This is a genomic window from Neobacillus endophyticus, from assembly GCF_013248975.1.
GTDB lineage: Bacteria > Bacillota > Bacilli > Bacillales > Cytobacillaceae > Neobacillus > Neobacillus endophyticus.
In genome coordinates this window covers 1,627,055-1,650,300 of sequence record NZ_JABRWH010000001.1, presented here as the reverse complement: position 1 = coordinate 1,650,300, position 23,246 = coordinate 1,627,055, and the positions used below count along the sequence as shown (strand labels likewise).

Below are 23,246 nucleotides of genomic sequence, written 5' to 3'. Positions count from 1 at the left end.
ATGGTAAAATATGATCAACTGGCAAAGAGATTGACAATACATAACAAGAGTTAAACATAGACTTTTCACAATAAACCATTAGGAGGAAGTGTTGGTTGAGAAAAAAGTTATTACTGATATTTGGCATCTTTTCGCTATTTCTGCTTCTTGCAGGCTGCAGTGAAATAAAGCAGCCGATAACACCGGAGAGTAAAGGTTTATGGAATCAATATATTGTTTATCCGTTATCATGGCTGATCAAAGAAACAGCCCACATATTTGGTGGAAATTATGGTGCGTCGATTATTGTCGTTACCATTTTAGTCCGATTGGCCATTTTACCACTGATGATCAAGCAGACAAGGAGTTCCAAAGCAATGCAGGCACTTCAGCCTGAGTTGCAAAAACTTCGTCAAAAATACGGCTCGAAGGATCAAAAAACACAGCAATTGCTCCAGCAGGAAACAATGGCATTATTTCAGAAGAATGGCGTAAATCCAATGGCCGGATGCTTTCCACTTATTATCCAAATGCCAGTTTTAATTGGTTTTTACCATGCCATTTCCCGAACAAGAGAAATTGCTCAAGGGTCCTTCTTATGGTTTGACCTTGGCGTAAAGGACCCATTTTATATTTTACCGATCATCGCGGGGATCACGACGTTTATACAGCAGAAGATGATGATGGCTGGGACGGATAACCAAAATCCGCAAATGGCGATGATGGTATGGGTGATGCCGATTATGATTGTCATTTTTGCTATAAACTTCCCATCAGCTCTATCGCTTTATTGGGTTGTAGGAAATATATTTATGATTGTACAAACGTATTTTATTAAGGGACCGGATCTTAAGGCACAAGCCACCGGTACTGCGGGGGGAGCCAAAAAGTGAAACAAGTAACTGCTACAGGACAAACTGTCGAAGAAGCAGTAGAATCAGCTTTAGCTCAATTACAGACAACCAAAGACCGCACAAATGTTGATATTATTGATGAAGGAAAAAAAGGGTTTTTCGGTATTTTTGGATCTAGACCGGCTGTTGTTAAAGTAACAGTCAATATTGACCCGATAGAAGAGGCCAAGCAGTTTCTAAAAAATGTAAGCGAACAAATGGGAGCGCCAATTGAAATCGAGGTAAATCGCGATGGAAAGCAGATTCATTTTGTCTTGATTGGTGAAAAGATAGCTTTATTAATTGGCAAGCGGGGGCAAACATTAAATTCCTTGCAATATTTGACCCAGCTCGTAATTAACCGGCACTCTGATCAATACTTAACAATCATCCTTGACGCTGAAGATTATCGAAACCGGAGAAATGAAACGCTGATCCAATTGGCGCAACGTCTAGCGCAAAAGGCAATTAGAACTGGAAAAAATGTTTCCCTTGAGCCAATGCCTTCATATGAGCGAAAAGTCATTCATACAGCTTTAGCTGACGAAAAACGTGTGAAAACCAGCTCAGATGGAACAGAACCCCATCGATATGTGGTCATTTCACCGCTTAAAAGATAAAAATAAAGTGCAAAACATCCTATCTTCCGTTAGATAGGGTGTTTTTTTGTTCGGAAAAAGAGCGAGGAACTTTGAGATCCTCAGCGAACCGTCGCATTTTAGAAAAAAGCAGGGAAAATTTTATTGTTGATAACTTTATTGCTATAATCGAGTTTTATTGTTATTCACATGTGGATAAGTTAAAATAATATAAAGATATTTTTGATCTGTGGATAACATGGTATACTAATAATTTGAATTTAAAACTATTCATAATTTAGATAAATAGTTTAAAGCAGTGAGGTGAACCAAGTGGAATTTGATACAATTGCAGCGATCTCGACGCCAATGGGAGAAGGGGCTATTGCCATAGTCCGATTGAGCGGGGATGATGCGATTTCGATAGCAGACAAGCTGTTTCATGGTGTAGGAGGGAAAAAGCTTGCGGAGCAAAGCTCCCATACAATTCATTATGGGCACTTGCTGGATCCAAGTTCCGGTCAGACCGTGGAGGAGGTAATGGTTTCCTTGATGAAGGGGCCAAAAACCTTTACAAAAGAGGATGTAGTAGAAATTAACTGCCACGGCGGCATTGTGTCCGTGAATCGCGTTCTGCAGCTTGTGTTAAAAAACGGGGCAAGACTGGCAGAACCAGGTGAATTCACAAAGCGTGCCTTTTTAAATGGCCGGATTGATTTGTCGCAGGCAGAGGCTGTAATGGATTTAATTCGGGCAAAATCGGATAAGGCGATGAATGTGGCACTAGGTCAAATGGAGGGACGGCTTTCCAAACTGATTCGTCGTCTGCGTCAGGAAATTTTAGAAGTGTTGGCCCATGTGGAAGTAAACATAGATTATCCGGAATATGATGATGTGGAGGAAATGACACATAACATGTTGCTGGAAAAAGCCCATATTGTCAGGGAAGAGTTAAAGAAACTGTTGCAGACATCACAACAAGGGAAAATACTTCGAGAGGGACTTTCAACTGCAATTGTTGGTAGACCAAACGTCGGGAAATCATCGTTATTAAATATATTGGCTCAGGAAAATAAGGCCATTGTAACCGATATTCCGGGGACAACACGGGATGTCATTGAGGAGTATGTAAATGTACGCGGCGTGCCGTTGCGACTTTTGGATACAGCTGGGATCAGGGAGACAGAGGATATTGTTGAGCAGATTGGCGTAGAGCGGTCCCGTCAGGTACTAAAGCAGGCTGATTTAATTTTGCTTGTTCTGAATTATTCAGACCAACTGACAACAGAGGATGAGGCTCTATTTGAAACAGTAAAAGGGATGGAAACCATCGTCATTGTGAATAAAACAGATCTCCCTCAGCAGATCGACATGGATCGGGTTAAGGAGTTATCAAAAAATCATCAATTAGTGACAACATCGCTTTTAGAGGATCTTGGGGTCGATCAATTGGAAGAGGCAATTGCCTCTCTATTCTTTGCTGGTTCAATAGAAGCAAAGGATGTGACTTATGTTTCCAACAGCCGCCATATTGCATTGTTGACGCAAGCATTAAATGCGGTTGAGGAAGCCATTTCAGGTGTGGAAATGGGGACACCTATTGATATCGTGCAAATTGATTTAACGAGAACTTGGGAATTACTTGGCGAGATCATCGGTGACAGTGTTCATGAAAGTCTCATTGATCAATTATTTTCACAGTTCTGTTTAGGGAAATAAAAAAAGCAGCAGCATACAGTCAACGCCGCTGCCACTGAACAATTTTTTAGTAAAAGGAAGTTTCCGCACTTTGCGGAAAAGGAGGCAGTACATTGGGATACGAAGCAGGAAATTATGACGTCATCGTCGTTGGTGCAGGTCATGCTGGCTGTGAGGCGGGCCTTGCGGCTGCACGGTTGGGTGCAAAAACATTAATGGTTACAATCAATCTGGATATGGTGGCCTTTATGCCATGTAATCCTTCTGTCGGAGGACCGGCTAAAGGGATTGTGGTCCGGGAAATTGATGCACTTGGCGGCGAGATGGCGAAAAATATTGATAAAACCTATATTCAAATGAGAATGCTTAACACAGGGAAAGGACCAGCTGTTAGGGCATTAAGAGCACAGGCAGATAAATTTGCTTATCAGCATGAAATGAAAAAAACACTGGAAGAAGAACCAAATTTGACGTTGATTCAAGGAATGGTTGAAAGTTTAATCGTTGAAGATGGAGTGTGCAGCGGTGTCATTACGAAAACAGGTGCTTTATACCGGTCCAAAACAGTGGTAATTACTACTGGGACTTTTTTACGTGGTGAAATCATCATTGGTGAATTGAAGTATTCTAGCGGTCCGAATAACCAGCAACCTTCCATCAAGCTTTCAGAGCATTTGGAGGAACTTGGATTCGAGCTTGTCCGCTTCAAAACAGGAACACCTCCTCGGGTTAACAGCAATACCATTGACTACAGCAAGACAGAAATTCAGCCTGGAGATGAAGTTCCGAGAGCATTTTCCTATGAAACAACGAAATATATTACGGATCAGCTGCCATGCTGGTTGACTTATACGAACGAAGAAACGCATCAGATCATTGATGCTAACCTTTACCGTTCTCCGATGTATTCCGGAATGATCAAAGGAACAGGTCCTCGCTACTGCCCGTCAATTGAAGATAAGGTAGTGCGTTTTAATGACAAACCTCGCCACCAAATTTTCTTGGAACCGGAAGGCAGAAATACGCAGGAAGTGTATGTTCAAGGATTATCGACGAGCTTGCCGGAAGATGTTCAGAAGCAAATTTTAAAAACAGTTCCGGGTCTTGAAAATGTTCAAATGATGAGAGCTGGATATGCCATTGAATATGATGCTATTGTTCCGACACAGCTATGGCCTACATTGGAAACTAAGGTAGTGAAGAACCTTTATACCGCCGGTCAAATTAACGGTACATCCGGATATGAAGAAGCGGCTGGTCAGGGGTTAATGGCTGGAATTAACGCCGGTTTAAATTCGCTTGGTCGCGACGAGCTGGTTTTAAGCCGTTCAGAAGCTTATATTGGCGTGTTAATTGATGATTTGGTGACAAAAGGAACAAATGAACCCTATCGATTATTGACCTCCAGAGCGGAATACCGTCTGTTGCTGCGCCATGATAATGCGGATTTAAGATTAACAGAAATTGGCCACCGAATCGGCTTAATTCGCGACGATCGCTATGACAAACATTTAGCGAAAAAGAATGCGATTGACGCTGAAAAGGAACGATTACGATCTGTTATTCTAAAACCTAATGCAGAGGTTCAAGAGCTGATCAGAAGCATAGGCGGCAGTGAATTAAAGGATGGAATCCGTGCAGCGGATCTATTGAAACGTCCGGAAATGACTTATGAATTGCTTGAAGCTTTAACAAAATCGGAGCTTTCGCTTGGTGATGATATAAAGGAACAAGTAGAAATTCAAATTAAATATGAAGGCTATATAGAAAAATCATTACAGCAGGTTGACCGCTTAAAGAAAATGGAAGATAAGAAAATTCCGGAAAACATTGATTATGAGGCCATCACAGGTTTAGCAACAGAAGCAAAACAAAAATTAAACAAAATCAGACCGTTATCACTTGCACAGGCATCGCGGATTTCAGGCGTAAATCCAGCCGATATTTCCATTCTGCTTGTTTATTTAGAGCAGGGCCGTATTGCCAGGGTTTCAAATGATTAAATGAGTGAGGAAAAGAACATGAATGTCGAACAATTTGCCTTAACCCTTAAGGAAAAGGGGATCGAGCTGACGGATCAGCAGTTGGAACAGTTTGACACCTATTATAAGACACTTGTTGAGTGGAATGAAAAGATGAACTTAACAGCTATTACAGAAAAGTCAGACGTCTATTTGAAACATTTTTATGATTCGATATCAGCGGCCTTTTATTTTGATTTTACCGCTCCTTTAACACTTTGTGATGTAGGGGCTGGTGCCGGTTTCCCGAGCATTCCGTTAAAAATAGTTTTTCCTCAGTTGCAAGTGACAATTGTTGATTCACTTAATAAACGGATTTCATTTTTAAATCATCTTGCAACAGTTTTAAAAATTGAGAATGTCCAATTTATCCACGATCGTGCTGAAACCTTCGGTGTGAACCCTATTTTCCGGGAAAAGTTTGATCTTGTCACGGCAAGAGCAGTGGCCAGAATGTCTGTCTTAAGTGAATTTTGCCTTCCGCTTGCAAAAGTAGGTGGACACTTTGTGGCGTTAAAAGCTTTACATGCAGAGGATGAATTGAAAACAGCTCAAAAAGCAATATCCACTCTTGGCGGCAAAATGGAAAAGGTGTTTACTTTTACATTGCCGCTTGAGGAAAGTGAACGTAATATTATTATTATAAAAAAGGAAAAGCAAACGCCAAAGAAATTCCCTAGGAAGCCTGGGACTCCTGGGAAAATGCCAATCGAATAAGGTGAAACTTCCGTGCAAAGTGATTGGCTATGATGGGGGCTAACAATTTTTGCGCGAACATGTTATCCTAGGCAGGAAGAATTATTTGGTGCAACGAATAAGTAATAGGGAGTTTCATAAAGGTGGTGTCGGGGATGAAAAATTCGTTAACGCGTTTTTTTGGTCTTGGTGACAGGGGAGATCAAACACTTGAGCTCGATAAAGAACTGACAGCAGAAAAAAACGAGGAAATAAGGAAAATACCGATCAATCAAATAGTTCCTAACCGCTTTCAGCCGCGAACCGTATTTGATGAAGAAAAAATCGAAGAATTATCAAGAACTATTCATATACATGGGATTATCCAGCCAATTGTTGTCCGGGAATTTGCTGCAGGAAAATATGAAATTATTGCCGGGGAAAGACGCTGGCGGGCAATGAAAAAGCTTGGCTGGACAGAAGCACCGGCTATTATTAAAAATTTAACTGATACAGAAACGGCTTCGGTAGCCCTTATTGAAAACTTGCAGCGAGAAGAGCTCTCTCCAATTGAAGAGGCATATGCTTACGGTAAACTGCTCGAGCTTCATAATTTAACACAAGAGGCACTTGCCCAGCGTTTGGGCAAAGGGCAGTCCACAGTTGCAAACAAACTGAGGCTGCTTAAATTGCCTCAACCTATCCAGGACGCATTATTAAATAAGACGATTACCGAGCGTCATGCTAGATCGCTTATTCCACTAAAGGATCCTGAGAAACAAGTGGCGCTACTGGAAGAGATTATTGAAAAGAATTTAAATGTAAAGCAAACGGAAGAAAGAGTGGTAAGACTGCTTGAGCAAAAAAGCGTGAAGCCAAGACCAAAACGCAAGGCCTTCAGCAAAGATATGAGAATTGCAGTGAATACCATCCGCCAATCATTAAGCATGGTAACGGATAGTGGGATTAATCTTGCATCTGAAGAAGAAGAATTTGAAGATTTTTACCAATTTACCATCAAAATTCCAAAGAAAAAATAACGATTTAAAAGGATCAAATAATTGTTTGGTCCTTTTTTGTGTGCTATGATGCCGATCTAAACCATTTCTGGCAAAATAATACTCCCCCTCCAGCTGAATATTTTTTGAAAATAAAATACAACTTTTCAAATTCATGATAAAATAAAAAAATGGAATTTTTCTTTATTCAAATGTTGAAATATGAAGTAAGAAGTTTTTTTATTTGATAGAATAATAAAGTAAGATATTTGGAGAATTAAAGGGTAGGTGACATCGTGGGTAAGGTCCTTTCCATCGCTAATCAAAAAGGCGGAGTCGGTAAAACCACTACTTCTGTCAACCTAGGTGCCTGCTTAGCTTACATAGGGAAACGTGTCTTATTAGTAGACATTGACCCGCAGGGAAATGCAACGAGCGGAGTTGGAATTGAGAAAGCAGAAGTAAATCAGTGTATATACGATGTTTTAGTGGATGATGTAGAAGCTAAAGAAGTGATTAAGACCACAGCTGTTGAGAATTTATATTGCATCCCGGCTACAATCCAGCTTGCTGGAGCGGAGATTGAACTGGTGCCAACCATTTCGAGAGAAGTTCGTTTAAAACGCGCGCTCGAAGAAGTGAAAAATCAATTTGATTATGTCATTATTGACTGCCCGCCGTCATTGGGGCTGTTAACTATTAATGCCTTAACCGCTTCTGATGCTGTGTTAATCCCTGTTCAGTGTGAATATTATGCACTCGAGGGTCTAAGCCAATTATTAAACACTGTAAGGCTGGTACAAAAACATTTGAACCAGGAATTAAAAATTGAGGGTGTTTTATTAACAATGCTGGATGCCAGGACAAACCTTGGTCTTCAAGTCATTGAAGAAGTGAAAAAATATTTTCAGGATAAAGTCTATAAAACCATTATTCCAAGAAACGTACGTCTAAGTGAGGCTCCGAGTCATGGGGAACCGATTATTACCTATGATGCCAAATCCCGTGGAGCTGAAGTTTATTTGGATTTAGCAAAGGAAGTGGTTTCGAATGGCTAAAGGGTTAGGAAAAGGACTTAATGCATTCTTTAATACAGAAGTAAGCAAAGAAGAAACAGTCCAAGAAATTAAACTGAAGGAACTGCGGCCCAATCCATATCAGCCTCGGAAGATTTTCCAACAAGAATCCATTGAGGAATTAAAAGCATCCATATTAGAGCATGGAATCCTTCAGCCGCTGATTGTTCGTAAAAGCAGCATAAAAGGGTATGAAATTGTTGTCGGGGAACGGCGCTACCGCGCTGCCAAAGAGGCGAAGCTTGAAACGGTACCTGCGGTAGTCAGAGAGTTTTCTGAGCAGCAAATGATGGAACTTGCTGTTCTTGAAAATCTCCAGCGGGAGGATTTAAACCCAATCGAAGAGGGACTGGCCTATCAGACGTTAATGGAAAAGCTTAAGCTGACCCAGGAAGAAGTAGCAAAGCGTTTAGGGAAAAGCCGTCCGCATATTGCCAACCATATTCGTCTCCTCTCCCTTCCTCCTGCCATTCAGGAGTTGATTTCCGATGGAAAAATATCAATGGGACATGGACGGGCATTGCTTGGATTAAGGCAAAAGGCTAAACTTCCGGCTGTTGTAGATAGAGTAATAAAAGAATCATTAAATGTCCGTCAGCTGGAAAAATGGATTCAGCTATTAAACGAAAATGTTTCACGTGAAACAAAAAAGCCTGAAACGAAGAAAGATGTGTTTATTAAAGAACACGAACATTCATTGGGAGAACGGTTTGGCACAACCGTCCATATTAAGCAAAATAAAAATAAAGGGAAAATCGAAATTGAATTTTTCTCCCAAGAGGACTTGGAACGGATCCTGGAATTGCTGGATCAGGAAGATGCCATATAACCATCTAGAGGATGGTTTATTTTTTTTGAAAAGCCTATGGGAATGGAGCAGATCTTAAGAGACAGAAAAAGGGGTATTCACAATGTTTATATTAGGAGCACTTGTAAATGGACTTTTGATTATTGTTGGAACACTGCTGGGAAAAGTACTTAATCGGATACCTGAAGGCATGAAGACTACGGTTATGTATGCGATTGGTCTTTCCGTTATGGTTCTTGGCCTGCAAATGGGCTTGAAAAGTGAAAACTTTTTGGTGGTCATTATCAGCCTTGTTTTTGGAGCCGTCATTGGAGAACAACTGGCATTAGAAGAAAAACTAAATGATTTAGGACTATGGCTGGAAAAAAAGATTGGCTCTAGCGAGAAAGGCAGCATCTCGGAAGGGTTTGTCACCGCGACACTTATATTTTGCATTGGGGCAATGGCTATTATTGGTGCGCTAGACAGCGGCATCCGTGGGGATCATGGGGTTCTTTATATGAAGTCCATTATAGACGGATTTACAGCCCTAATTCTGACTACAACACTAGGAATTGGAGTTTTATTCTCCGCTATTCCAGTTTTTATTTATGAAGGTCTGATCGCCCTATTTGCAACCCAAATTGACCACCTTGTGCCAAAAGCACTAATGAATCAATTTATAGTTGAAATGACCTCTGCAGGGGGAATTATGATTTTTGCGATTGGTCTTAATTTAGTAGGGCTAACAAAAATAAAAGTGGCGAACCTCCTTCCAGGAGTCATCGTGGTTGGAGTCATTTCAACAGCTATGTACATTTATCATTTATATTTTTAATTTGTAAATAAAAAAAGGAGCATCAGGATTTTATCCTTGCTCCTTTTAATTTGTCTTCTCTTCATCAAGCCATTTGAATGGGGACCACCTTTGTGTTGGATAAACAAGGCTGGCTTTATGGATCCCTTCTGAAATTGTTTTAGCCATTTTCATAACCAAATTTAATCGGGTATTTTGTAAAACAAAAAACTCCATAAATCCGCTGACATTCACTATTCCAGTGATATGTATATCGCCAACGGGAGGAAGCTGCTTATTTACACCTGCCCCAGGTTTGACAGGGCCGTTTCCAAGTTGAATAGCTCCGACATTTTTGATCCTGCCTAAACAAGCATCAATGCCAATCATATAGGGATTAATATGTTTTGCTGTAATCTCATTTAGTCTTTCTTCTAGATTTACAGCATGAATGGGCTCATCCAGTGTTCCATAGATATGGAACGATTGAAGTTTTTTCTCTTCTAACAAAGTGCCAACAAGTGGTCCTAATGAATCTCCTGTGGAGCGGTCCGTACCAATACAAACAAACACAATGGGGCGAATGGTAATGGATGGTATGCTGGAAAGTAATTCAACTGCCAAGTCTTCTGCAGCATGAACATCATCATGATTTATTTGTGCCTTTACCCTCCTGTCAAAAAGCTGAGCTTTCAGATTCATAAGTCCACTCCTTAAATAAATACTAAAGTGAAAAAAAGCATTTTGCCTTAATAGTATACGGAAAATATCGGAAATCTATACATAAACAGGGGAATAAAAGTATTAACACAATGCTGTTCTCTATCTAGAAAAATTGTTAAAATGGAGGATAAGAAAGGCTAAGGAAGGTGTATAAATGATTTTTACAGCAAAAAGCATGCAACTACTTATCGATAAATTAAAAAGTGAAGAAACTTGGTTAAGCTTTGGCGGAGGCTTATTAAAAATTATTTTCATCTTAATTATTGCAAAGGTATTAATAAAAATTGGAGAACTAGCGATCCAAAATATTTTTAAAATCAGAAATCTCTCTCCCCTCGCCAAAACTTCAGGCCGGCGGGAAGAGACCCTTGCAAAGCTTCTGGATAATATCCTATCCTATGTAGTCTATTTTATAGCCTTTATGATGATACTTTCAGTGATGGGAATTAATGTCCAGGCCCTGATCGCTGGTGCAGGTATTGTCGGATTGGCTGTAGGGTTTGGGGCTCAAAACTTGGTGAAAGATATTATTTCTGGCTTTTTCATTATATTTGAAGATCAGTTCTCTGTCGGTGACCATATCCGTGTTGGTCAATTTGAAGGAAATGTAGAGGCCATCGGATTAAGAACGACAAAGATCAAGAGCTGGACTGGTGAGCTTCATATCTTACCGAATGGAAGTATTACACAGGTAACGAACTTTTCTTTAAATAACAGTATAGCCGTTGTCGATATTGCCATTTCTTATGGCGAGGATATAGAACGGGCTGAAAAGGTGATTGAAGATTCCTTAAAAAACATGCCTGAACAATATGAAGAACTGATTAAAGAACCTGAGCTACTGGGGATTCAAACGATGGGTCCAACGGAGGTCGTGCTCCGCATCGTAGCAGAAACATTGCCAATGAAACAATCCGGGATAGCAAGAGCCCTCCGCAAGGATATTAAATTGCTGTTAGACGAACAAGGGATTAAAGTACCGCCGCCTAGGCTTGTCATGTATCCAAGTGGAACGGAACAACCGAAATAACGGGAAGGAGGAATAGCAGTGGAAGAAAAGGAATTTGCGATTAATGACATTGTTGAAATGAAGAAGCAGCATCCATGCGGAACAAACCGCTGGAAAATTATCCGAATGGGAATGGATATACGAATAAAATGTGAAGGCTGCGGTCATAGTGTTATGATTCCAAGAAGAGAATTTGCACGAAAAATGAAGAAAATATTGGTTAAGCATGAAGACTAATTCATGCTTTCTTTTTTTGGTAAACTGGACTATTCTTATTAGAATAGTAGATATATAGTTATGTATTCTGGGGGTGGAATTTTGACGGAAGTGCTTAAAGCTGCCTGTCCTTTAAACTGCTGGGACAGCTGTGGTTTACTCGTAACAGTTGAAAATGAACAAGTAGTGAAGGTAGAAGGAGACCCAGATCATCCTATTACAAAAGGGAAAATTTGCGGCCGTGGGCGGATGCTTGCAGCTAGAGCTAACTCTCCACAACGGTTATTGCACCCCTTAAAAAAGATAAATGGGACATTTCAGGAAATCTCTTGGGAACAGGCACTTGACGAAATAGCCTGCAAACTCAACACAATAAAAGACCAATACGGTTCAACAGCTGTGTTACACAGTCATGATTATGCTAATAATGGAATCTTAAAAAATTTGGATCAGCGCTTTTTTAACTGCTATGGCGGTGTAACAGAGCTTTATGGTTCACTATGCTGGGGTGCAGGAATTGAAGCCCAAAAGTGGGACTTTGGTTCTGCGAATAGTCATGAACCAAATGATATTTACCATAGTAAAAACATAATTGTTTGGGGCAGAAATGTTGCCAGAACGAATATGCACTTTTATGAAAAACTAATTGAGGCGAAAAAGCTGGGTGCCCGTCTTTTGGTGATTGACCCGATATTTAATGCCACAGCTAAAATTGCTGATGAACATATTTCCATTAAGCCGGGAATGGACGGATTGCTGGCAGCAGGAATTATGAAGGAAATCCTCCGCCTAGGATTAGAGGATCACACGTTTATTGAACAATTCACATATGGTTTTGCTGATTTAACAGAGCTGCTTAATGAAATCACAGTTGAGAAAATCAGCGACATGACGGAGGTCCCAGTTGAGGATATTACCAAATTGGCGCAGATTTATGCAGATAAACCAACAAGTACTTTTATGGGGCTGGGGATGCAGCGTTATAAAAATGGCGGGAATACGATCCGCTTAATTGATGCTCTTGTAGCAATCAGCGGCAACATTGGTATTGCCGGCGGCGGAGCTAACTATGCCAACATCCAGGTTGGGCAAAGCTTTGCTTTTGATGAATTAACACTGCCAAACCACAAGCAAAGCCACAGGCAAATTCCGATTATGAAGCAGGCAGAAATGGTGTTAACAGCTAAAAATCCAGAAATTAAAATGATTGTGGTAACTTGCGGTAACCCCCTGACACAGGTTCCTGACTCCTCAATAGTCGAAAAGGCCTTCTCATCGGTTGACACCCTAGTGGTCATGGAGCAATACATGACGGACACAGCGCGTCTTGCAAATTATGTCCTGCCTGTTACGACAGCCTTTGAGGAAGAGGATTTTTATTATTCCTCTATGTATCATCATTATGTCAATTATGGACCGAAACTTGTCACAGCCCCTGGTAAAGCCAAATCGGATTTAGAAATTTGGTCACAACTGGCGGAACGGCTTGGATTTAGTGAACATTTCAAGCATTCAAGAGAAGAGTGGCTGAAGATGACCTTGAAGCCGTTAGAAAAGCACGGTTTAACTCTTGAAAAATTAATGGATGAGCATACCCTGGAGCTCCCGGTTGTAAAAATTCCTTGGCATGATCGAAAGTTTGCTACACCAACAGGGAAATTTGAGTTTACCTCCCTTTTAGGACAACAAAAAACTGGAACGGGCCTTCTGGCATTGGCAATCCCTGAAGAATCCAAGTGGTCTAATCCAAGTCTTGCCAAAAACTATCCCTATCATCTGCTGACGATCCATCCGCTGCGCTCGAATCACTCCCAGAATTATCATTTGTTTGAGGGGAAAGTGAAATTAAAAGTAGAAGTAGCGCAAAATATCGCCAATGAATTAGCGTTACAAAATGGCGATTACGTAAGAGTCTGGAATGACCGCGGTGAAGTATATGGTTATGTCTCGATTTTGCCAGCTGTACATCCTGACACAATCAATATCGACGAGGGAATATGGAAGGAATTCGGCGGGGCTGTCAATAATCTTACGTCAAGCAGGGAATCGGATAATGGTTTGGGAAGCACTTTATATGATTGTCTTGTGAATCTGGTGAAATTAAGTTAACTGTTGCCAAAGGCAGCAGTTTTTCTTGTTTTTTTATACATTAAAATCTATAATTGTGAAAGGCTTGTCTATTGAATAGTGAACTAATTTTTCAAATAGATTGACTTTTATTGAGGAGTGAACGTGAATGGCTTTAACAGCAGGTATTGTTGGACTGCCAAACGTGGGTAAATCGACATTATTTAATGCGATTACCCAGGCGGGGGCAGAATCAGCAAACTATCCTTTCTGTACGATCGACCCCAATGTAGGGATTGTTGAGGTACCCGATTATCGCTTGCAAAAATTAACGGAGCTTGTGCAGCCGAAAAAAACTGTTCCAACGGCATTTGAATTTACGGATATTGCAGGGATTGTAAAAGGTGCCAGCAAAGGTGAAGGATTAGGAAATAAATTCCTTTCCCATATTCGCGAAGTAGACGCCATCTGCCAGGTTGTCCGCTGCTTTGCAGATGATAATATTACCCACGTATCGGGCAAGGTGGATCCGATTTCTGATATTGAAACGATTAACTTGGAATTAATTTTGGCTGATATGGAATCAGTTGAAAAGCGGTTTGGCCGCGTAGAAAAATTGGCAAAGCAAAAAGATAAAGACGCTGCAGCAGAATTTGAAATTCTATCCATGCTTCGTGAAGCATTTGAAGCAGAAAAACCGGCGCGTTCCGTTGATTTTACAGAAGAGCAAATGAAGCTCGTGAAAAATTTACATTTACTGACCATTAAGCCTGTTTTATATGTGGCGAATGTAAGTGAAGATGATATTGCAGATTCATCCGATAATGAATATGTACAAAAGGTAAGGGAATATGCAGCTGCAGAAAATGCAGAGGTAATTGTCGTTTGTGCGAAAATTGAAGAGGAAATTGCTGAGCTTGAGGGTGAAGAAAAGGCAATGTTCCTTCAAGAGCTGGGAATTGAAGAATCAGGTCTTGATCAATTAATTCGTGCGGCTTACAGCCTGCTTGGTTTGGCTACTTATTTCACAGCAGGAGTTCAGGAAGTACGTGCCTGGACATTTAGAAAAGGGATGAAGGCACCGCAATGTGCGGGGATTATCCATTCTGATTTTGAACGCGGATTTATTCGTGCTGAAACCGTTTCTTATGCTGACCTTTTAGCGGCTGGCAGCTACAATGCAGCGAAAGAAGCCGGCAAGGTTCGCTTAGAGGGGAAAGAATACGAAGTAAAAGACGGAGACGTTATCCACTTCCGCTTTAATGTATAACTGATAAACAATTGTGACGACAGGAAAGGCCATTGCTTTTCCTGTTTTTCTATGGTATAATTTCAACTTGTGAGTAATGAATAATTGCTCCTTGCCCAAATAATGGGCCGCTTAGACCAAAAGGAGGTGCCTAAATATGAATAAGTACGAAATCATGTACATCATCCGCCCAAACATTGAAGATGAAGCGAAAAAGGCTCTTGTAGAGCGTTTTAACACAATTCTTCTTGACAATGGTGCGGAAACAGCTGAATCAAAGGATTGGGGTAAACGCCGTCTTGCATACGAAATCAACGATTTCCGTGACGGATACTACCAAATCGTTAAAACAAATTCTTCAGCTGCAGCAGTACAAGAATTTTCTCGTCTTGCAAAAATCAGCGAAGACATCATTCGTCATATCGTGATTAAAGAAGAAGCTTAAGTATAAATTTACCAAAAACGTTCCACGTGAAACATAGAGCGGAAGAAAAGGAGTTGATTCTGATGTTGAATCGTGTTGTACTTGTTGGCCGGTTAACGAAAGATCCGGAGTTGCGTTATACCCCTAGTGGAGTAGCTGTTGCTACTTTTACATTAGCAGTGAATCGCACATTTACAAACCAGCAAGGTGAACGTGAAACAGACTTTATTAACTGTGTTGTTTGGCGTAAACCTGCTGAAAATGTAGCGAACTTCTTGAAAAAGGGCAGCTTGGCAGGCGTTGATGGCCGTATTCAAACTCGTAACTATGAAGGACAGGACGGAAAACGTGTTTATGTTACCGAGGTATTGGCAGAAAGTGTTCAGTTCTTAGAACCAAAGGGCGCTTCCAGCAACAGAAACGACAACGATTATTTTGGTGCACCACCAAGAGAGCCGGAAGGAGCTCCTTTCGGCAGTCAGAATCAACGGCCTAATTCCAACCAGGGTTATACAAGAGTGAATGATGATCCATTTGCCGGAAGCGGTCAAATAGACATTTCAGATGATGATCTGCCATTCTAAAGTATACCTATTAAATCCATAAAGGAGGGACTATCCATGGCAGGAGGACGTAAAGGCGGACGCGCAAAACGCCGTAAAGTATGCTATTTCACAGCAAATGGTATTACAAACATTGATTACAAAGATGTGGATTTACTTAAAAAATTCATTTCTGAGCGTGGGAAAATTTTGCCACGTCGTGTAACTGGCACAAGCGCTAAATATCAACGTAAATTAACTGTAGCCATCAAACGTGCACGTCAAATGGCATTACTACCATTCGTTGCAGGCGAATAAGAATAGCGAGGCAGCTCGGGCTTAAAACCCTTGCTGTCTTTTTCTTTATTAGGTTGAATAGCTGTACATATCTAGCTAAAATATAGAGATAGGTTTCTATGATTGAGGTGAAGTTGTGAAAAATGTAAATAAACTTACGGAAGGTGCCATTCTTTTGGCAATCTTTGCTGTCTTAATTTTAATAACCATTTATGTTCCAATTATCGGTTCTTTCTTAAACCTTCTCTTGCCCTTGCCGTTTATCTTATTTTCAGCAAAAAACGATTTAAAATTGATTGGGGCCTTTACGATAGCTGCTGTCTTTATTTCTTTCCTTGCAGGGTCCTTTTTGGGAATTTCCATTACATTAATATATGGTATAACAGGGATTATATTGGGCTATTTGCTGCAAAAGAATCGCAGTAGGACGATGATTTTAATTGCAGGCTCACTTACTTTTTTAGCAGGTACTGTTATCTTTTATGTTGTCAGCGCTTCATTTTTCCATTTTGATATTATCCATGAAATAAAGGATGCATTTAAGCAATCATCTGCCATGTCGGAAAATATGCTAAAGGCCATGGGTAAAGCAGATCAGATCGAAACCATAAAAAAACAAAATGAAGATACCGTTAAAATGATTACCACGCTAGCACCAAGTTTTATGATTTTGGCTTCTATTATTATTGTGATGATTATCCAGTGGATTTGCTTTCCAATTGCTAAAAGATTTGGTGTCCAGATCCAACAATGGGGAAACTTCAGAAACCTCTCGCTGCCTAAAAGCCTTTTATGGTATTTTTTGATTGCGCTTGGAGCTAATTTTCTTTTCCATCCTCAAGATGGTACCTTTTTATACACAGTTATTCAAAATGCGGTATACATATTGGAAATGTTTCTAATGGTGCAAGGTCTTTCCTTTTTGCTGTTTATGCTCTATCAGAAATCAACACCAAAAGGCATTGGTATCATCATTGTACTTCTGGCTTTCACGATTCCGATCGTTCATTATATAATAATGTTATTAGGCATTACGGATTTGGGTTTTAACTTTAGAAAGCGATTTATTAATAAAGAGTAAGACTTGTGTTTAGGAGCTGACAAAATGCCTCCATTTTTAGAAAAGCGATCAAATCTTTACCCGTTTTATGGGTTAATTGGCGTTACGGTAGTATTGCTGGCTATCTTGTTTCTCTATAACCGGATCTTAAGTCTGGCTGGTCTTCTCCTGATGATTTTGCCGCTCTATTATATGGTGGTCGTTGGACGACGCCAGCGCGAGGAAATGGAGCAGTATATTTCGACCCTCTCCCATCGGGTGAAAAAGGTTGGCGAGGAGGCCCTGCTCGAGCTCCCTATTGGGATTATGCTGATTAATGAGGAGTACTATATTGAATGGACGAATCCATTTCTATCTTCCTGTTTTGATGAAGATACACTTGTGGGCCGATCGCTTTATGATGTTGCAGACCATTTGATTCCATTAATTAAGCAAGAAGTGGAAACAGAAATCATTACGCTTCATGATCGCAAGTTCCGTGTTGTTCATAAGCCGGATGAACGACTTTTGTATTTTTTTGATGTGACAGAACAGACTGAAATTGAAAAGATGTACCATGAGGAACGTACTGTCATTGCTATTCTCTTTTTAGATAATTACGATGATTTGACCCAGGGAATGGATGATCAGATGCGTGGGAGCATTAATAATTTAGTGACCTCCATTTTAAATAAGTGGGCAAATGATTATGGAATTTTCCTCAAACGGGTTTCATCCGATCGCTTTATCGGCATATTTAATGAAGGAATTCTCCAGTCTTTAGAAAAAGGAAAATTCACGATCCTTGATGAAATTAGAGAAATGACGTCAAAGCAAAACATTTCATTTACATTAAGTATCGGTGTTGGAACAGGGGTATCCTCGCTGCCAGAATTGGGCGTGTTAGCGCAATCAAGTCTTGACTTGGCATTAGGAAGAGGCGGCGATCAGGTAGCCATTCGATTGTCTAATGGAAAGGTGAAGTTTTTTGGAGGAAAAACAAATCCAATCGAAAAACGCACACGAGTAAGAGCACGGGTGATTTCACACGCTCTAAAGGATTTAGTAACAGCAAGTGATAAGGTCATGATTATGGGGCATAAAAATCCTGATATGGATTCGATTGGAGCCAGTATTGGAATTTATAAAGTGGCGCAAATGAATCAAAAGGATGCTTACATTGTCGTAAACATGCAGGAATTGGATAGCGGTGTAAAGCGACTGATGGAGGAAATCCGCCATCAGGAGCAATTATTCTCTCGATTTATCGGTCCAGAAGAAGCATTGGAAATTTCCACTGATAAAACACTGCTTGTGGTGGTTGATACTCATAAACCTTCATTGGTGATGGAGGAGCGTCTTTTAAATAAAATAGATCATGTTGTCGTAATTGACCATCACCGCAGAGGTGAGGACTTTATCACCAATCCGCTGCTTGTGTATATGGAGCCATATGCCTCTTCTACCTCAGAATTGGTAACCGAGTTTCTTGAATACCAGCCAAAAAGAGTTAAAATAGAAATGATTGAGGCAACTGCGCTTTTAGCAGGGATTATTGTGGATACAAAAAGCTTTACATTGAGAACGGGTTCCAGGACATTCGATGCCGCCTCCTATTTAAGGGCACATGGAGCTGACACGATCCTCGTTCAAAAATTTTTAAAAGAAGACGTGGGTACATATTTAAAGCGTGCCAAACTCATTGAGACGGTTTCCTTTTATCGCGACGGCATTGCCATTGCCAAAGGCAAGGAAAATGATGTAAATGACCAGGTGACGATTGCACAAACTGCCGATACTCTGTTGACAATGGAAGGTGTTCTTGCTTCCTTCGTCATTTCCAAACGCAATGAAGGGATTATTGGTATTAGTGCCCGCTCATTAGGAAACATCAATGTGCAAGTGATTATGGAAAGTTTAAAAGGCGGAGGCCATTTGACAAATGCGGCTACGCAATTAACGGGGCTGACCATTGAAGAAACGGAAACCCTGTTAAAGATAGCAATTGATGATTATTTTGAAGGGAGTAAAAAGGAATGAAAGTGATTTTTCTAAAAGATGTGAAGGGCAAAGGCAAAAAAGGAGAAGTGAAAAATGTATCCGATGGCTATGCCCATAACTTTTTAATAAAACAAGGGTTAGCAGTAGAGGCTACAAATGCAAATATGAGCACATTAGATGCCCAAAAGAAAAAGCAGGAAAAAGAAGCAGCTGAGGAACTGGCTGAAGCAAAAAGACTGAAAGAAAAGTTGGACCAAATTACAGTTGAATTAAATGCAAAAGCTGGTGAAGGCGGCAGATTGTTCGGTTCGATTACAACCAAGCAAATTGCAGAAGAACTTGAAAAAAAGCAGGGCATTAAAATTGATAAACGGAAAATGGAACTGGCTGATGCGATCCGCACTCTTGGACATACAAAAGTTCCAGTAAAGCTGCATCATGAGGTAACGGCTACATTAACTGTCCATGTTAAGGAAATTAAATAACAGCGCCCTTTTTAGGAAGATAATTTCCAGTGTGCAGCGCAGGGTGAACGTGTTAGAATAAAAATGTAATCAACGAGATGTGATCGGTTTTTACTGGTCACTTTTTTTCTTTGTTTAGTGAGAAAAACATTTTAAGGTTTATCTAATATCCTCTTAAAATAGGAGGTTTTTAATAAATGAGTGATTTATTTGCAGATCGTATGCCGCCGCAAAATGTTGAGGCGGAGCAAGCTGTTTTGGGGGCCATATTCCTTGAGCCCTCCGCTTTAACAATGGCTTCGGAAATCCTAATTCCAGAAGACTTTTATCGAGCAGCACACCAAAAAATCTTTAATGTCATGCTGAAACTTTCCGATCAGGGCAAAGCCGTTGACCTTGTTACCGTAACAGAGGAGCTGGCAGCAGCAAAACTGATTGAAGATACAGGCGGTGTCAGCTATTTAAATGAACTTTCTGGGGCAGTCCCGACAGCTGCCAATATTGAATATTATGCTAGAATTGTAGAAGAAAAATCACTGCTTCGTAGATTGATCCGGGCAGCAACCAATATTGCTACAGATGGTTATACCCGTGAAGACGAGGTTGAGGCTGTCCTTAGTGAAGCGGAAAAAAGTATTTTGGAAGTCGCACAGCGGAAAAATGCCGGAGCGTTTCATGATATTAAAGATGTCTTAGTTCGGACGTATGACAATATTGAGGAAATGCATAAACGCGTTGGCGACATTACGGGCCTTGAGACAGGCTTCGTCGAGCTTGACCGGATGACAGCTGGATTTCAGCGCAATGACTTAATCATTGTTGGTGCCCGTCCTTCTGTTGGTAAAACAGCATTTGCCTTAAATATTGCGCAAAATGTTGCTAAAAATACTGGTGAAAATGTTGCCATCTTTAGTCTTGAGATGGGAGCTGAACAGCTTGTGATGCGTCTTCTTTGCGCTGAAGGGAATATCGATGCCCAAAGACTTCGTACCGGTTCACTGACAGAGGAGGACTGGGGGAAACTGACGATGGCCATGGGGAGTTTGTCAAACACGGGGATCTTTATTGACGATACCCCTGGAGTGAGAATAGCTGATCTTCGTTCGAAATGCCGCCGCTTAAAGCAAGAGCATGGTTTAGGGATGATTTTAATTGACTATCTGCAGCTTATTCTAGGAAGTGGCCGATCTGGGGAAAATCGTCAGCAGGAAGTATCGGAAATTTCTCGTTCCTTAAAGCAATTAGCCCGTGAACTGAAAGTGCCAGTTATTGCCCTATCACAGCTTTCCCGTGGTGTGGAGCAGCGTCAGGATAAGCGCCCAATGATGTCTGATATTCGTGAATCAGGAAGTATTGAGCAGGACGCGGATATTGTTGCCTTCTTATACCGTGATGATTACTATGATAAAGAATCAGAGAATAGGAATATTATTGAGATTATTATTGCCAAGCAGCGTAACGGTCCAGTTGGAACGGTGCAGCTGGCGTTTGTGAAAGAGTATAATAAATTCGTAAATTTAGAGAGACGTTTTGATGATTCCATGGCTCCGCCAGGCGCTTAACGTTTTCATGAAGGGGTCAGCCAATTTCTATTATTGGCTGGCCCTTTTTTCATAGGTTTATAGTTATACGAACATATTTTATTATACTACTATAAAACGTTCGTGTTTAGTTGCTTTTTATGGCCAAAATTGCTAAACTAAGATGGTGTTAATTAAGTATTTACGTAAAAGGGAAATGAATCCTGCTGACTTACGAACCTTTTTATAGCGGTTCGGGTTGAATAAATCGCCTTTGGGACTTAAATTCCTTATGGCTAAAATTTGTGGAGGTGCCTATCATGACATCAGTAGTTGTTGTTGGTACACAATGGGGAGACGAAGGGAAAGGGAAAATTACCGATTTTCTTTCAGAAAATGCAGAGGTTGTTGCGCGTTATCAAGGTGGTAACAATGCAGGCCATACCATTAAATTTAACGGTGAAACTTATAAACTGCATTTAATTCCGTCTGGGATCTTTAATAAAGAAAAAATTTGCGTTATCGGCAATGGTATGGTTGTGGATCCAAAGGCGCTTATTCAAGAACTTGCCTATTTACATGAAAAGGGCGTTACGACAGAAAATCTCCGAATCAGCAATCGTGCCCACGTGATTTTGCCTTATCATTTAAAATTGGATGAGGTAGAAGAAGAAAGCAAAGGGGCAAACAAAATTGGCACCACGAAAAAGGGAATCGGTCCTGCTTATATGGATAAAGCTGCCCGCGTTGGAATACGGATTGCCGATTTGTTGGACAAGGAAATCTTTGAAGAAAAATTAGAACGGAATCTTGTTGAAAAAAATCGTTTATTTGAACGAATTTATGAAGTGGAAGGCTTTAAAAAAGAAGAAATTCTTGACGAATACTATGAGTATGGTCAACAAATTAAGCAATATGTATGCGATACTTCTGTTGTGTTAAATGACGCATTAGATGAAGGCCGACGCGTCCTTTTTGAAGGCGCTCAAGGTGTTATGCTGGATATTGACCAAGGAACGTATCCGTTTGTTACATCATCCAATCCAGTTGCTGGTGGTGTCACAATTGGCTCAGGAGTTGGCCCGACAAAAATTACCCATGTGGTGGGTGTATGTAAAGCCTATACTTCCCGTGTTGGTGATGGCCCATTCCCAACTGAACTCCATGATGAAATTGGCAGCCGAATCCGCGAAGTGGGCCGTGAATATGGCACTACTACCGGTAGACCTCGCCGTATCGGCTGGTTTGACAGTGTGGTTGTCCGCCATGCCCGGCGTGTTAGCGGCTTAACAGATCTTTCTCTAAATTCTATTGACGTATTAACGGGAATTGAGACTTTGAAGATCTGTACAGCTTACCGTTTCAAGGATGAAATCATTACGGAATATCCGGCCAATCTAAAGATCTTATCACAATGTGAGCCTATTTATGAGGAGCTTCCAGGCTGGACTGAAGATATTACTGGCTGCAAGTCATTGGATGAACTGCCTGCGAATGCACGTCATTATGTTGAACGTGTTACACAGCTTACAGGAATTCCGCTATCAACCTTCTCTGTAGGTCCGGACCGTGCTCAAACCAATGTCGTGTGCAATCCTTGGAGACAAGTGTAAAGTAGAATTGAAGCTCCTCCTATTGAGGAGCTTCAACTTTTTAAATATTTTTTTAAAAAAGTATTGCCTAAATAGTAGAATACATGATAATATAAAAAACGTCGCTAAGAGATAATGAAAATTAGTAATGTACGAGCCATTAGCTCAGTTGGTAGAGCATCTGACTTTTAATCAGAGGGTCGAAGGTTCGAGTCCTTCATGGCTCACCATTTTAATAAGTAATGGCCCCTTGGTCAAGCGGTTAAGACACCGCCCTTTCACGGCGGTAACACGGGTTCGAATCCCGTAGGGGTCATCGGCATTTGACGGTCGGCAAATGGCTGGCAAGGACGGTCTCCTTGCTGACTGTCAATAATATTCGGTCTGGTAGTTCAGTTGGTTAGAATGCCTGCCTGTCACGCAGGAGGTCGCGGGTTCGAGTCCCGTCCAGACCGCCATTTATACATAATGTAGTATGGCTCAGTAGCTCAGTCGGTAGAGCAAAGGACTGAAAATCCTTGTGTCGGCGGTTCGATTCCGTCCTGAGCCATCCAAAGAAGCTTGCATTTGCAGGCTTTTTTTGTTGTTTTAATTTAATGCTC

Annotated in this window: 22 protein-coding genes and 4 tRNA genes; 25 read left to right on the top strand and 1 reads right to left on the bottom strand. The window is 40.8% G+C overall.

Annotation, left to right across the window (positions count from 1 at the left end):
* The first annotated feature begins 95 nt into the window (after window positions 1–95).
* From spoIIIJ to HPT25_RS07870, 9 genes are all read left to right on the top strand, one after another.
* Complete coding sequence (gene spoIIIJ / locus HPT25_RS07910; RefSeq protein WP_173062377.1) at window positions 96–872, top strand: YidC family membrane integrase SpoIIIJ; 777 nt, start codon at window positions 96–98, stop codon at window positions 870–872.
* A complete protein-coding gene (gene jag, locus HPT25_RS07905) occupies window positions 869–1,492 on the top strand; it encodes an RNA-binding cell elongation regulator Jag/EloR (protein ID WP_173062374.1) in 624 nt (207 codons plus the stop codon). The genes spoIIIJ and jag overlap by 4 nt, the downstream gene beginning before the upstream one ends.
* Window positions 1,493–1,783: 291 nt before the next feature.
* A complete protein-coding gene (mnmE, locus tag HPT25_RS07900) occupies window positions 1,784–3,169 on the top strand; it encodes a tRNA uridine-5-carboxymethylaminomethyl(34) synthesis GTPase MnmE (RefSeq protein ID WP_173062371.1) in 1,386 nt (461 codons plus the stop codon).
* Between the two features lie 92 nt (window positions 3,170–3,261).
* On the top strand, window positions 3,262–5,151 hold the full coding sequence (mnmG, locus tag HPT25_RS07895; protein WP_173062368.1) for a tRNA uridine-5-carboxymethylaminomethyl(34) synthesis enzyme MnmG: 1,890 nt from the start codon (window positions 3,262–3,264) through the stop codon (window positions 5,149–5,151).
* Window positions 5,152–5,169: 18 nt separating this feature from the next.
* Window positions 5,170–5,886, top strand: a complete 717-nt coding sequence (gene rsmG / locus HPT25_RS07890) for a 16S rRNA (guanine(527)-N(7))-methyltransferase RsmG (protein WP_173062365.1) — start codon at window positions 5,170–5,172, stop codon at window positions 5,884–5,886.
* Window positions 5,887–6,020: 134 nt separating this feature from the next.
* Window positions 6,021–6,884, top strand: a complete 864-nt coding sequence (noc, locus tag HPT25_RS07885; RefSeq protein ID WP_173062363.1) for a nucleoid occlusion protein — start codon at window positions 6,021–6,023, stop codon at window positions 6,882–6,884.
* A gap of 254 nt (window positions 6,885–7,138) precedes the next feature.
* Window positions 7,139–7,900: a ParA family protein gene (locus HPT25_RS07880; RefSeq protein ID WP_173062359.1), complete on the top strand. Its 762-nt coding sequence runs from the start codon at window positions 7,139–7,141 to the stop codon at window positions 7,898–7,900.
* Entirely contained in the window at window positions 7,893–8,747 is an 855-nt protein-coding gene (locus tag HPT25_RS07875; protein WP_173062356.1) for a ParB/RepB/Spo0J family partition protein, read from the top strand. The genes HPT25_RS07880 and HPT25_RS07875 overlap by 8 nt, the downstream gene beginning before the upstream one ends.
* Window positions 8,748–8,829: 82 nt before the next feature.
* The gene (locus HPT25_RS07870; protein WP_173062353.1) at window positions 8,830–9,543 is read left to right on the top strand and encodes a DUF554 domain-containing protein; all 714 of its coding nucleotides are present in this window, start codon (window positions 8,830–8,832) and stop codon (window positions 9,541–9,543) included.
* 45 nt (window positions 9,544–9,588) lie between these two features.
* Here the strand turns inward: HPT25_RS07870 and yyaC are convergent, their stop codons facing one another.
* Complete coding sequence (gene yyaC, locus HPT25_RS07865) at window positions 9,589–10,203, bottom strand: spore protease YyaC (RefSeq protein WP_173062351.1); 615 nt, start codon at window positions 10,201–10,203, stop codon at window positions 9,589–9,591.
* A gap of 175 nt (window positions 10,204–10,378) precedes the next feature.
* Here yyaC and HPT25_RS07860 point away from each other — a divergent pair, with 175 nt between their 5' ends.
* From HPT25_RS07860 to HPT25_RS07785, 16 genes are all read left to right on the top strand, one after another.
* Window positions 10,379–11,254, top strand: a complete 876-nt coding sequence (locus tag HPT25_RS07860) for a mechanosensitive ion channel family protein (RefSeq protein ID WP_173062349.1) — start codon at window positions 10,379–10,381, stop codon at window positions 11,252–11,254.
* An 18-nt stretch (window positions 11,255–11,272) separates the two neighbouring features.
* Entirely contained in the window at window positions 11,273–11,470 is a 198-nt protein-coding gene (locus tag HPT25_RS07855) for a DUF951 domain-containing protein (protein WP_173062347.1), read from the top strand.
* Window positions 11,471–11,551: 81 nt separating this feature from the next.
* Window positions 11,552–13,558, top strand: a complete 2,007-nt coding sequence (locus HPT25_RS07850; protein ID WP_376767914.1) for a molybdopterin-dependent oxidoreductase — start codon at window positions 11,552–11,554, stop codon at window positions 13,556–13,558.
* A 127-nt stretch (window positions 13,559–13,685) separates the two neighbouring features.
* Window positions 13,686–14,786 (top strand): redox-regulated ATPase YchF, encoded by a 1,101-nt coding sequence (gene ychF / locus HPT25_RS07845; protein WP_173062343.1) that lies wholly within the window; start codon window positions 13,686–13,688, stop codon window positions 14,784–14,786.
* Window positions 14,787–14,922: 136 nt separating this feature from the next.
* Entirely contained in the window at window positions 14,923–15,210 is a 288-nt protein-coding gene (rpsF, locus tag HPT25_RS07840) for a 30S ribosomal protein S6 (protein WP_173062341.1), read from the top strand.
* Window positions 15,211–15,272: 62 nt separating this feature from the next.
* A complete protein-coding gene (gene ssb / locus HPT25_RS07835; RefSeq protein WP_173062338.1) occupies window positions 15,273–15,773 on the top strand; it encodes a single-stranded DNA-binding protein in 501 nt (166 codons plus the stop codon).
* A 36-nt stretch (window positions 15,774–15,809) separates the two neighbouring features.
* On the top strand, window positions 15,810–16,049 hold the full coding sequence (gene rpsR, locus HPT25_RS07830) for a 30S ribosomal protein S18 (RefSeq protein WP_173062335.1): 240 nt from the start codon (window positions 15,810–15,812) through the stop codon (window positions 16,047–16,049).
* Between the two features lie 115 nt (window positions 16,050–16,164).
* Complete coding sequence (locus tag HPT25_RS07825) at window positions 16,165–17,109, top strand: YybS family protein (protein ID WP_173062332.1); 945 nt, start codon at window positions 16,165–16,167, stop codon at window positions 17,107–17,109.
* 24 nt (window positions 17,110–17,133) lie between these two features.
* Window positions 17,134–19,107, top strand: coding sequence for a DHH family phosphoesterase (locus tag HPT25_RS07820; protein ID WP_173062329.1), 1,974 nt, complete (start codon window positions 17,134–17,136; stop codon window positions 19,105–19,107).
* Window positions 19,104–19,553, top strand: a complete 450-nt coding sequence (gene rplI, locus HPT25_RS07815) for a 50S ribosomal protein L9 (protein WP_173062326.1) — start codon at window positions 19,104–19,106, stop codon at window positions 19,551–19,553. The genes HPT25_RS07820 and rplI overlap by 4 nt, the downstream gene beginning before the upstream one ends.
* A 176-nt stretch (window positions 19,554–19,729) precedes the next feature.
* A complete protein-coding gene (gene dnaB / locus HPT25_RS07810; RefSeq protein ID WP_173062323.1) occupies window positions 19,730–21,094 on the top strand; it encodes a replicative DNA helicase in 1,365 nt (454 codons plus the stop codon).
* Between the two features lie 278 nt (window positions 21,095–21,372).
* Complete coding sequence (locus tag HPT25_RS07805) at window positions 21,373–22,665, top strand: adenylosuccinate synthase (protein ID WP_173062320.1); 1,293 nt, start codon at window positions 21,373–21,375, stop codon at window positions 22,663–22,665.
* Between the two features lie 133 nt (window positions 22,666–22,798).
* Window positions 22,799–22,874 (top strand) — tRNA-Lys (locus HPT25_RS07800).
* Window positions 22,875–22,888: 14 nt separating this feature from the next.
* A tRNA-Glu gene (locus tag HPT25_RS07795) sits at window positions 22,889–22,960 on the top strand.
* Window positions 22,961–23,025: 65 nt separating this feature from the next.
* Window positions 23,026–23,102: transfer RNA gene (locus HPT25_RS07790), tRNA-Asp, on the top strand.
* 19 nt (window positions 23,103–23,121) lie between these two features.
* Window positions 23,122–23,194: transfer RNA gene (locus tag HPT25_RS07785), tRNA-Phe, on the top strand.
* Window positions 23,195–23,246: the final 52 nt, after the last annotated feature.